We start from the raw sequence: 10,975 nt of genomic DNA, 5'->3' as shown, positions 1-10,975 counted from the left end.
CGCGACCAAAGAAGGCAAGCTCGTGTTCTATTCGTCGATGGACCTGCCGGTCGGCGAAAAGCTCGGCAAGGCGTTCGAGGCGGCCTATCCCGGCATCAGCGTACAGATCGAGCGTTCCGGCTCGGAGCGGCTGTTCCAGCGCGTGGCGCAGGAATTCGATGCCAGCATCCACGCCGCCGACGTTGTCAACAGCGCCGATGCCTCGCACTTTATCCCATGGAAGAAGAGCGGCTGGCTGATGCCGTTCGTGCCCGAGGACGTCGCCAGGCATTTTCCCGACGGATATCGCGACCCGGACGGCATGGCCGTGACCACGCGGCTGTGGCTGTCGTCGATCGCCTACAACACCAACCTGGTGAAGGCGGAGGATGCGCCGAAGAGCTTTGCCGATCTGCTCGACCCGAAATGGGCCGGCAAGATGGTGAAGGGCCATCCGGCCTATAGCGGCACCATCATGACCACCACGTTCCAGATCGTGCGCGAGCTCGGCTGGCCGTATCTGGAGAAACTCGCCAAGCAGCGCGTGATGCAGGTGCAATCCTCGACCGATCCGCCGAAGAAGCTCTCGCTCGGTGAGCGCGCCGTGATGGCCGACGGCAATGAATACGGCATCGTGCTGCTGAAGGAAGCCGGGCAGCCGGTCGAACCGGTCTACCCGACCGAGGGCACGCCGACGATCTCGGGTCCGACCGGTATCTTCGCCGGCGCGCCGCATCCGAATGCCGCAAAGCTGTTCCAGGCTTGGCTGCACACCCGCGCGACCCAGCAATTCTTCGTCGACTTCACCGGGCAGTATTCGGTGCACGCGCAGGTGCAGCCGAAGGCCGGCCGGCGCAAGCTCTCCGACATCAAGCTGATGAAGGAAGATCCGGCGGGGGTGGAAGCGATGACCGAAGAGATCAAGACGCGCTATGCGCGGCTGTTCAGGGTTTGAGCGATGGAGAGCCGCAAACGTTTTCGTCATTCCGGGGCGCCGCAAAGCGGCGAGCCCCGGAATGACGATGGGAGAGTCTTCGCATGACAACTACCACCTCCCCCACCCCTCGCCCCCGCATCGACTGGACGCGCCCCGTCCTGTGGCTGTTCGCGGCCGTGCTCATCCTCCTGATCCTGCTGCCGCTGTCGTGGCTCGCGGTCTACGCCTTCACCGACAAGAACCGGCATCCGACGCTGCAGAACTTCGTCACGCTGTTCAGCAATCCGGATTTCCTCGATCCGCTGCTGACCACCGCAATCATCGCGACAACGTCGGCGCTGATCTGCTGCATCGTCGCGGCGCCGCTCAGCTGGCTCGTGTCGCGCACCGATATGCCGGGACGGCAGACCATCCGCGCGCTGGTGACGGCCTCGTTCGTGACGCCGCCGTTCCTCGGCGCGGTCGCCTGGGAACTGCTGGCGGCGCCGAATTCGGGGCTGCTCAACCAGCTCTACCGGCTGTTCGCGGGCGAGGATGCGGACGCGCTGTTCAATATCTATTCGATGACCGGGATCATCTTCGTGATCTCCTGCTACACGTTCCCGTTCGTGTTCGTGATGGTGGCCAATGCGCTCGACACCATGCCGGGCGAGCTGGAAGACGCCTCCGCGATCCTCGGCGGCAATGCCTGGACCACGGCGCGGCGGGTCACCGTCCCGCTGGCACTGCCCGCGCTGGTCGCGGGCGCCTTGATCGCCTTCCTGCAGGCGATGACGCTGTTCGGCTCGCCGGCGATCCTGGCGCTGCCGGCCGGCTTCCACACCATGACGACCAAGATCTGGAGCCTGTTCCAGTATCCGCCCAAACTCGAGCTGGCGGCGGCCGCCGCGGTGCCGCTGTTGGTGCTGACCATCCTGTTGCTGCAGGGGCAGAAGGCCCTGCTCGGACGCCGCGGCTATTCGGTGATCGGCGGCAAATACGGCGCGCCGCGCCGGGTCGAGTTGCGCGGCTGGCGCTGGGCCGCGCTCGGCTTCTGCCTTTTGGTGCTGCTCAATCCCGTCTTCCTGCCTTACCTCGCGCTGCTCAACGCCGCGTTCTCGCCGAACGCGACCACGCTGGTGACGCCGTCGACGGCAACGCTGCACAACATCGTCTTCGTATTCACCGAGCTGTCGTCGACCCAGCTCGCGCTGAAGAACACCGTGATCCTGGGCACCGCGACCGCGACGATCGGCACCGTCCTCGCGCTGGTCATCGCCTATGTCACGACGCGGAAGGTGATCGCGGGCCACCGCGTGCTCGGCTTCCTCGCCACCGCGCCGGTGGCCGTCCCCGGCATCGTGCTCGGCGTCGGCCTGTTCCTGAGCTACACGCGGCCGCCCTTGGTGCTCTACGGCACGCTGTGGATCCTGCTGCTGGCATTCCTCACCATCAATTTGCCGTCGGCCTATCAGCAATTGCAGGCGGCATTCACGACCATTCATCCCGAGCTTGAAGAAGCCGGCCGCATCCTCGGCGCGACGCGGCTGCAGGCGCTGCGCCAGATCACCGCGCCGCTGCTGCGCACCGGCGTGATCGCAACCTGGTGCTTCATCTTCATCGGCGTGATGCGGGAACTGTCGGCGGCGATCGTGCTGTTCACCTCGCAGACCAAGGTGCTGTCGGTCCTGATCTACGACCTCAACGAAGGCGGCGACCTCGCCGCGATCGCCGTGCTCGGCATCGCGATGCTGGTGATCACATTCGCAGTAGTGCTGGCGGTGAACCAGATCCCGATGTCCGGCGGCAACGCAGGCGCGAAGCTGCGGAACGGGTAGTTCGACATCTCAGCGCAATAGCGTCGGGCGCGCGCGAATGCCCGTCCCATCTGGCAATCGCCACATTCATCCCGATATAAAGCGGAACCCCGCACCATGAGGATCGTGTGACCAAATCCGCCACCACAACATCGCCCCCTGTCGCGCCGCGCCGGCCGCATTCCTTCACCACCCACGGCATCACGGTGACCGACGACTATGCGTGGATCAAGGATCCGAAGTGGCAGGAGGTGCTGCGCGATCCCGCGATCCTCGATCCTGACATCCGCAGCTATCTCGAAGCCGAGAACGGCTACACCGAGAGCCTGCTTGGCCATACCGACGGCTTGCAGAAGCGGCTCGTCAAGGAGATGCGCGGGCGGATCAAGGAGGATGATTCCAGCGTGCCGTCGCCGGACGGCCCGTTCGCCTATTTCCGCAAGTTCCGCGAAGGCGGCCAGCATGAGCTGTACTGCCGCACGCCGCGCGATGGCGGCGACGCGCATGTCGTGCTCGACGGCGACGCGCTGGCGAAGGACCACGAATATTTCAAGTTCGGCGGCAGCCGGCATTCCAACGACCACCGCCTGCATGCCTGGAGCGCCGACACCAAGGGCTCCGAATATTTCTCGATCCGCGTGCGCGACTGGGCCACCGGCGGCGATCTCGACGACCTCGTCGAGGAGACCGACGGCGGCGTAGTCTGGGCCGCGGATTCCAGGAGCTTCGTCTACGTCAAGCTCGACGACAACCACCGCCCGATGCAGGTGTGGCGGCACAGGCTCGGCACCAGGCAGGCCGACGACACCTTGATCTATGAGGAGCAGGATTCCGGCTGGTTCACCCATCTGCACGAGAGCGCGAGCGGCCGCTTCTGCGTGATCGCCGGTGGCGATCACGAGACCTCGGAGCAGCGGCTGATCGACCTCGCCAATCCCGACGCGCCGCCGCGGCTGGTCGCGGCGCGCGAGGAAGGCGTGCAATATTCGATCGCCGACCGCGGCGACGAACTCTACATCCTGACCAATGCCGACGACGCCATCGACTTCAAGGTTGTCACTGCGCCGCTCGCAGCGCCCGAGCGCGCCAATTGGCGCGACCTGATCGCGTATCGCGAAGGCGTCTATGTGCTCGACGTCGAGCTCTATGCCGGCCACATGGTGCGGCTGGAGCGCGCCAACGCGCTGCCGGCGATCATCATCCGCGACCTCAAGAGTGGCGAGGAGCACGCGATCGCCTTCAACGAGGCGGCCTATTCGCTCGACACCATGGGCGGCTACGAATTCGAGACCACCAACCTGCGGTTTGCCTATTCGTCGATGACGACGCCGTCGGAGGTCTATGACTACGACATGGCGACGCGGACACGCGTGCTGCGCAAACGGCAGGAGATTCCGTCCGGCCACAACCCGGCCGATTACGTCACCACGCGGATCATGGCGACCTCGCATGACGGCGCGCAGGTGCCGGTCTCGATCCTGCATCGCAAGGACTTTGCCCGTGACGGCAACGCGCCGCTCTTGCTCTATGGCTATGGCTCCTATGGCATGGCGATGCCAGCGTCGTTTGCGGCGAACCGGCTGTCGCTGGTCGACCGCGGCTTCGTCTATGCGATCGCGCATATCCGTGGCGGCGCCGACAAGGGCTGGGGCTGGTATCTCGATGGCAAGCGCGAGAAGAAGACCAACACGTTCGACGATTTCGCCGCCGCCGGGCGCGCGCTGATCGAGGCGAAATATACCGGTGAGAAACGCATCGTCGGCCACGGCGGCTCGGCGGGCGGCATGCTGATGGGCGCGGTCGCCAACCGCGCCGGCGAGCTGTTCACCGGCATTGTCGCCGAGGTGCCGTTCGTCGATGTGCTCAACACCATGCTCGACGACACCCTGCCGCTGACGCCACCGGAATGGCCGGAATGGGGCAACCCGATCGAGAGCGAAAAGGATTTCCGCACCATCCTGTCCTACTCGCCCTACGACAATGTCGCGGCAAAGGACTATCCGGCGATCCTGGCAATGGGCGGGCTCACCGATCCGCGCGTCACTTACTGGGAGCCGGCGAAATGGATCGCACGGCTACGCGCCACGATGCGCGGCGGCGGCCCGGTGCTGCTGCGCACCAACATGGGCGCCGGCCACGGCGGCGCGTCCGGCCGCTTCAACCGCCTCGACGAGGTCGCGATCGTCTACGCGTTCGCGCTGTGGGCGGTCGGGATGGCGGACAAGGCGGAGGTGTAGCGAGATCCCGTAGCCCGGATGAAGCGCAGGTCCCGGATTGCGCTTCGCTCCATCCGGGCTACGGGCGCCACCGAGGCTACTGGCACCGGTTAGCTTGCCCGGTCCCATCCCCATCGTCGTCCTGGCGAAAGCCAGGACCCATACCGCGTGATCTATCGATGAAGCGCGGTGATCGTACCACGGCGATGGATCACTGCCGGTCTTCGCCTAACTCCTCCCTGTGGTTATGGGTCCTGGCTTTCGCCAGGACGACAGCGGAGGGCGTGGAGCCGCTACCGCCCCTTCGCCTTCCGCCAAGCCGCGAAATCCTTCAGCGTCTGCTCGTCGGTCGCGGGATAGAGGCCGAAGATGCCGCGGCCGTTCTGGACCTGCTCGGTGACGAAATCCTCGAACGCGGTCATCTCGAAAGTCTCGTTCGCGATCTCGTCGGCGAGATGCGCCGGAATCACGATGACGCCGTCGCTGTCGCCGAGGATCACGTCGCCGGGAAACACGGGTGCGTCGCCGCAGCCGATCGGGACATTGATCTCGATCGCCTGATGCAGCGTCAGATTGGTCGGCGCGCTTGGGCGATGATGAAACGCCGGGAAGCCCAGCCGCGCGATCTCGGCCGAATCTCTGAAGCCACCGTCGGTGACGACGCCGGCGCAGCCGCGCTTCATCAGCCGCGTCACCAGGATCGCGCCGGCCGACGCCGCACGCGCATCCTTGCGGCTGTCGATGACCAGCACGCTGCCCGGCGGGCAATCCTCGATCGCCTTGCGCTGCGGATGCGCGCGGTCGCGGAACACCTCGATCGTGTTGAGATCCTCGCGCGCCGGCATGTAGCGCAGCGTGAAGGCCTCGCCGATCATGGTCGGCTGATCCGGGCTCAAGGGGTGAACATCCTGGATCATCTGGATGCGCAAGCCGCGCTTGAACAGCGCGGTCGCGACCGTCGCGGTGGAGACGGATTTCAGCTTGTTGCGGGTGGTGTCGCTGAGTTTTGACATGGTGTGTTGCTTTCTCTCTTCATCATTCCGGGGCGCGCGTAGCGCGAACCCGGAATCCATCAGGCCACACGCGTTGTGGAGAAATGGGTTCCGGGTTCACGCTGCGCGTGCCCTGGAACGACGGTCAGTAAATCGACGGCTCGCCCACCGGTTTACCAAAACCGGTTTCCAGGAAATCGAAGTCGCAGCCCTCATTGGCCTGCTTGATGTGCTTCGAGAACATCCAGCCATAGCCGCGCTCGAAGCGCTGTTCGGGCTGCTTCCAATCGGCACGGCGCCTGGCCAGCTCCGCCTCCGGCACATCGAGATTGATGGTGCGCGCGGCGACGTCGAGCGTGATGCGGTCGCCGTTCCGCACCAGCGCCAGCGGGCCTCCGATGAAGGACTCCGGCGAGACGTGCAGGATGCAGGCGCCGTAGCTGGTACCGCTCATCCGCGCGTCCGACAGCCGCACCATGTCGCGCACGCCCTGCTTCACGAGCTTGGTCGGGATCGGCAGCATGCCCCATTCCGGCATCCCCGGGCCGCCCTGCGGGCCGGCGTTGCGCAGGATCAGCACGTGATCGGCCGTGACGTCGAGATCGGGGTCGTCGACTGCCTTCTTCATCGAGAGATAGTCGTCGAACACCAGCGCAGGCCCCGTGTGTTTGAGGAAGCGCGGATCGCAGGCCGACGGCTTGATGACGCAGCCATCGGGCGCGAGATTGCCCTTCAGCACCGCCAGCGCGCCCTCCTTGTAGATCGGGTTATCGACGGTGCGGATGACGTCGTCGTTGTGGACCTCCGCACCTTCGATGTTCTCGCCGAGAGTCTTGCCGGTGACGGTCATGCAGTCGAGATGCAAATGCTGCTTGATCCGGTTCATCAGGCCGGGCAGCCCGCCGGCATAGAAGAAGTCCTCCATCAGATAGAGGTCGCCGCTCGGCCGCACATTGGCGATCACGGGCACCTTGCGGCTGGCGGTCTCGAAATCGTCGAGCGAGATGTCCTGGCCGGCGCGGCGCGCCTGCGCAATGAGGTGAATGATGGCGTTGGTCGAACAGCCCATCGCCATCGCGACCGTGATCGCGTTCTCGAACGCGCTTCGCGTCTGGATCTTCTGCGGGGTCAGATCCTCCCACACCATCTCGACGATACGGCGGCCGGCTTCCGAGCTCATCCGGATATGGTTGGCGTCGGCCGCGGGGATCGACGAGGCGCCGGGCAGCGTCATGCCGATGGCTTCGGCGATCGCGGTCATGGTCGAGGCCGTGCCCATGGTCATGCAGGTGCCATAGCTGCGGGCGATGCCGGCCTCCATGTCGACCCAGTCCTTGTCGGAGATCTTGCCGGCGCGGCGCTCGTCCCAGTATTTCCAGGCATCCGAGCCGGAGCCCAGCGTCTTGCCCTTCCAGTTGCCGCGCAGCATCGGCCCGGCCGGCAGATAGATCGCCGGCAGGTTCATGCTGGTGGCCCCTAACAGCAGGCCGGGCGTGGTCTTATCGCAGCCGCCCATCAGCACCACGCCGTCGACCGGATGGCCGCGCAGCAGCTCCTCGGCATCCATCGCGAGCATGTTGCGATAGAGCATCGTGGTCGGTTTCAGAAGCGATTCCGACAGCGACAGCGCCGGCAGCTCGAGCGGAAAGCCGCCGGCCATCAGCACGCCGCGCTTGACGTCGTCGACCCGGCTCTTGAAGTGCATGTGGCAGGGCTGCGCGTCCGACCAGGTGTTGATGATCGCGATCACCGGCCGGTCGCGCCATTCCTCCGGCGCGTAGCCCATCTGCATCGCGCGCGAGCGATGGCCGAAGGCGCGCAAATCGTCGGGCGCAAACCAGCGCGCGCTGCGCAATTGATCCGGGGTCTTGTTCTTCTTGGTCATCTTGGATGCGCCATATGCTTCGATATTGCGTGTTACGATATCGCGTGTCTCGACATTGCTCGCACGCGCGCGGGTCTCGGCACGCATGCCCTGCGCCACGCATATACAGGATTTCCGGACGTGTCGTCCCGCGCGCGGCGTAGACGTGCCGTTCGCCGCCGGTGTGCCGGGCGTGCGGCGCACAAACCCCGCGATGCGGCAATCGGAGCGTAAACCGGGCTTCGCGGACTCTGGCTTACTTTTGCTGCGCCGTCATCACGATGCGGACGAGGTCGGCGGCGTTGCGCGCACCGAGCTTCTTCATGATGTTGGCGCGGTGATCCTCGATCGTGCGCGGGCTGATCCCGAGGTGACGCCCGGCCTCCTTGTTGGAGGCGCCCGCGGTGAACTGCTCGAGCACCTCGCGTTCGCGGCGGGTCAGCGGCTCGCGCCCCGGAAAGTGCAGCGAGGCGATGCGCGACGCCGAGGTCTCGGCCTGGCGCCTGGTATAGGCGTCGATCGCCTCATTGAGGCGGCTGACGATCTCGTTGCCGCGGAACGGCTTCTCGATGAAATCGAGCGCGCCGTTCTTGATGGCGCTGACCGCCATCGTGATGTCGCCCTGGCCGGAGATCATGAAGATCGGCGCCGGATAATCCTCGCCGTGCAGCTCCTTCAGGATGTCGAGGCCGGATTTGCCCGGGATATGCACGTCGAGCAGGATGCAGGCCGGCGTCCGGCTGCGCGCCACCGCGAGCAGCGCGGCGCCGTCCGCAAAGCAGATCACCCTGTAGCCGGCGGTCGACAGGACCACGGAAAGCGTCTCGCGAACGGCGGGGTCGTCGTCGACTACAAAGATTTCCCCGCGAGGAGCGCCATTCTCAACCATATGTCTCGTCCATCAGTGGTGAAGCGTGCTGCCCAGACTGCACAAGAAGTAACTCGACCATCTCGATCAATGGACCCGTATTTGTACGGGACGTCCGCTTAACGCACAAGTAGCACCGCGGTCCCTAAAAGTGGGGGCAGTGGAGAAACATGCATGGAAAATGCAGCGGCGGACGGCGTTGCGGTGTGCCTGGACGAGGGCAGCGATCCCTACAGCCTGATCGTGACGGACTTGGTCGCGCTGATCGGCCATGTCCAGGCGAGCCTGCGGCTGACCGAGGCGGCGATCGCGCGCGAGGCATTTCTGGCCGAGCGGGATGCTGCCGCCGACATCTTCGTGCTTGACGACGTCACCCCGCGCTATGCCGTGGCATCCACGGCCCTGAAGGCCCGCGACGCCGGCCTCGGCACGGCGCTCGATCGGCTGTGCGATCCAGAGGCCCCGGCGCGCTTGCTGAACTGACCAGCCGGACCGGCCGCCACCGAATTCGGCGCCATCACGCAGATTGTGCCGACGACGCCCCAACCCTCGAGGCAGCGATCCGTTCCACATTCGGATTGGCGGCAGGCACGACCATCCAGCCGGGTCAGGCCTTCTTGAGGTCAGGCCCTCGTTACGTCAGGCTCTGGCCCGCTCTTCGTCGGAGTCCGACCGCCGCTTGCTCGGCTTGCCCTTGAGGAAGCTGATGTCCATTTCGGTACCGTTGACGCGGACCAGCTCGCAGCGGCGATAGGCGAGCCCGGTCGACGACAGCAGGAGGAAGAACTCCTTCAGGTTGAGCCCCTGAATGGAACCCTCGACGGTCAACGCCGCGTCATTGTCGGAGATGGCATTGAGCTGGCAGTCGCGCCGCCAAGTGCCGTCGATGGCCATGATGCAGACATCGACGCCCCGGCTGAACGTGACACGCTCAATGGATTTGCCGTCCTCCGTCATCGCTCAATATCCGACCGCCATGGCAGGCCTCGGCATCGCAAGCGCCGCCCGCACCCCGCTCGGCCGGTACAGGCCACGCCGCTCGGGAATCGGCTTGAACGTGTCGGTCAGGCCAACCACGGTTTCGGCGGCGCCGAGCACCAGGAAGCCGTCGGCCTCCATCAACCGGGCCAGGCGGTTGAAGATGTTGATCTTGGTGTCCTGATCGAAATAGATCAGCACGTTGCGGCAGAAGATCACATCGAACGTGCCGAGCTGGGAGAAATCGTGCAGCAAATTGAGCTGACGGTGCTTGACCATCGCGCGCAACTCGGGATTGATCTGCCAGTATTCACCCGACTGCTTGAAATACTTGACCAGCAGCTGGATCGGCAGCCCGCGCTGCACCTCGAACTGGCTGTAGATGCCGGCCTTCGACTTCTCCAGCACCTCCTGCGACAGATCGGTCGCTGTGATCTCGACCCGCCATCCGGCAAGCGCGGCGCCCATCTCCTTGAGGCACATCGCCAGCGAATAGGGCTCCTGGCCGGTCGAGCCGGCGGCGCACCAGAGCCGAATGCTGCGGCGGGCGGCACGCGCCTTCAGGACCTCGGGCATGATGGTGTCGCGGAAATGATCGAACGGCACCTTGTCGCGGAAGAAGAACGTCTCGTTGGTGGTCATGGCCTCGACCACCTGGACGGTGTGCGTCGATGAGCCGGCCCTGATCTTGGCGATCAGGTCGGGGATGCCGGACAGGCCGCATTTGCGGGCCAGCGGCAGCAGGCGGCTCTCGATCAGATATTGCTTGTCCGCGGACAGATCGAGACCGGAATGGTCCTTCAGGAGCTTACGCAGATACTCGTAGTCGGGGGGCGTCACGGGAGCCTCGCAAAGGCAAAGGGTGAAACTGGGTGGGTATTAGGCTTCGGCCGACGCATCGAGCGCCAGCAGACCCACTTCCTGGAATTTCGCGATCACGATGTCCTTGTCGAACGGCTTCATGATGTACTCGTTGGCACCAGCATGCAGCGCCCGCGAGATGTGGTCGATGCCGTTCTCGGTGGTGCAGAACACCACCTTCGGCACGTCACCGCCCGCCATGCGGCGCAGCTGCACGAGGAATTCGAAGCCGTCCATCACGGGCATGTTCCAGTCGAGCAGCACCGCGTCGGGCAGCGCCTGCTTGCAGGCTTCGAGCGCGACCGCGCCGTCCTCGGCTTCGATGACGGTGAATTCCATGCCTTCGAGGATGCGGCGTGCGATCTTTCGCACCACACCGGAATCGTCGACGACAAGACATGTCTTCATATGTTGGCCTCCTTGTAGAGTCCGCCATCTCCGCGGCGGAGCGTTACGCTGCAGCTGCTGTCATGGGAGTTATCTT

Annotated in this window: 10 protein-coding genes; 4 read left to right on the top strand and 6 right to left on the bottom strand. The window is 65.0% G+C overall.

The window, feature by feature from the left end:
* The 3 genes from H8B02_RS39675 to H8B02_RS39665 form a co-directional block, all read left to right on the top strand.
* Positions 1-934, top strand: a 934-nt coding sequence (locus H8B02_RS39675) for an ABC transporter substrate-binding protein (RefSeq protein WP_229171153.1), incomplete at its 5' end; no start/stop codon positions are given.
* 83 nt (positions 935-1,017) lie between these two features.
* Complete coding sequence (locus H8B02_RS39670) at positions 1,018-2,733, top strand: ABC transporter permease (RefSeq protein ID WP_229171152.1); 1,716 nt, start codon at positions 1,018-1,020, stop codon at positions 2,731-2,733.
* A gap of 107 nt (positions 2,734-2,840) precedes the next feature.
* Positions 2,841-4,949 carry a S9 family peptidase gene (locus H8B02_RS39665; protein ID WP_229171151.1) on the top strand — a complete coding sequence of 703 codons (2,109 nt, stop codon included), beginning with the start codon at positions 2,841-2,843 and terminating at the stop codon, positions 4,947-4,949.
* Positions 4,950-5,221: 272 nt separating this feature from the next.
* Here H8B02_RS39665 and H8B02_RS39660 read toward each other — a convergent pair whose 3' ends face one another.
* From H8B02_RS39660 to H8B02_RS39650, 3 genes are all read right to left on the bottom strand, one after another.
* Positions 5,222-5,941: a ribonuclease activity regulator RraA gene (locus H8B02_RS39660; RefSeq protein ID WP_229171150.1), complete on the bottom strand. Its 720-nt coding sequence runs from the start codon at positions 5,939-5,941 to the stop codon at positions 5,222-5,224.
* A gap of 124 nt (positions 5,942-6,065) precedes the next feature.
* Positions 6,066-7,805, bottom strand: a complete 1,740-nt coding sequence (gene araD, locus H8B02_RS39655) for an L-arabinonate dehydratase (RefSeq protein WP_229171154.1) — start codon at positions 7,803-7,805, stop codon at positions 6,066-6,068.
* A 235-nt stretch (positions 7,806-8,040) separates the two neighbouring features.
* Positions 8,041-8,673: a response regulator transcription factor gene (locus H8B02_RS39650; protein WP_229171149.1), complete on the bottom strand. Its 633-nt coding sequence runs from the start codon at positions 8,671-8,673 to the stop codon at positions 8,041-8,043.
* A 153-nt stretch (positions 8,674-8,826) separates the two neighbouring features.
* On the opposite strand from H8B02_RS39650, the gene H8B02_RS39645 reads away from it, so the two are divergent.
* A complete protein-coding gene (locus H8B02_RS39645; protein ID WP_229171148.1) occupies positions 8,827-9,135 on the top strand; it encodes a hypothetical protein in 309 nt (102 codons plus the stop codon).
* Positions 9,136-9,291: 156 nt separating this feature from the next.
* Here H8B02_RS39645 and H8B02_RS39640 read toward each other — a convergent pair whose 3' ends face one another.
* From H8B02_RS39640 to H8B02_RS39630, 3 genes are read right to left on the bottom strand one after another with little or no spacing between them, the layout of a single operon-like run.
* On the bottom strand, positions 9,292-9,609 hold the full coding sequence (locus H8B02_RS39640; protein WP_229171147.1) for a PilZ domain-containing protein: 318 nt from the start codon (positions 9,607-9,609) through the stop codon (positions 9,292-9,294).
* A 3-nt stretch (positions 9,610-9,612) separates the two neighbouring features.
* The gene (locus tag H8B02_RS39635; RefSeq protein ID WP_229171146.1) at positions 9,613-10,470 is read right to left on the bottom strand and encodes a CheR family methyltransferase; all 858 of its coding nucleotides are present in this window, start codon (positions 10,468-10,470) and stop codon (positions 9,613-9,615) included.
* A 39-nt stretch (positions 10,471-10,509) separates the two neighbouring features.
* A complete protein-coding gene (locus H8B02_RS39630) occupies positions 10,510-10,899 on the bottom strand; it encodes a response regulator (protein WP_176534294.1) in 390 nt (129 codons plus the stop codon).
* Positions 10,900-10,975 lie beyond the last annotated feature (76 nt).

It is taken from the genome of Bradyrhizobium altum (assembly GCF_020889705.1).
Taxonomy (GTDB): domain Bacteria; phylum Pseudomonadota; class Alphaproteobacteria; order Rhizobiales; family Xanthobacteraceae; genus Bradyrhizobium; species Bradyrhizobium altum.
The sequence above is the reverse complement of the archived record's forward strand: the minus strand, read 5'-3'. Positions and strand labels throughout refer to the sequence as shown.

Excerpts from the sequence above, each read along its gene's own strand:
- H8B02_RS39650 (WP_229171149.1), bottom strand. The coding sequence starts at position 8,673 with ATGGTTGAGAATGGCGCTCCTCGCGGGGAAATCTTTGTAGTCGACGAC.
- H8B02_RS39640 (WP_229171147.1), bottom strand. The coding sequence starts at position 9,609 with ATGACGGAGGACGGCAAATCCATTGAGCGTGTCACGTTCAGCCGGGGC.
- H8B02_RS39670 (WP_229171152.1), top strand. The coding sequence starts at position 1,018 with ATGACAACTACCACCTCCCCCACCCCTCGCCCCCGCATCGACTGGACG.
- H8B02_RS39660 (WP_229171150.1), bottom strand. The coding sequence starts at position 5,941 with ATGTCAAAACTCAGCGACACCACCCGCAACAAGCTGAAATCCGTCTCC.
- araD (WP_229171154.1), bottom strand. The coding sequence starts at position 7,805 with ATGACCAAGAAGAACAAGACCCCGGATCAATTGCGCAGCGCGCGCTGG.
- H8B02_RS39645 (WP_229171148.1), top strand. The coding sequence starts at position 8,827 with ATGGAAAATGCAGCGGCGGACGGCGTTGCGGTGTGCCTGGACGAGGGC.
- H8B02_RS39630 (WP_176534294.1), bottom strand. The coding sequence starts at position 10,899 with ATGAAGACATGTCTTGTCGTCGACGATTCCGGTGTGGTGCGAAAGATC.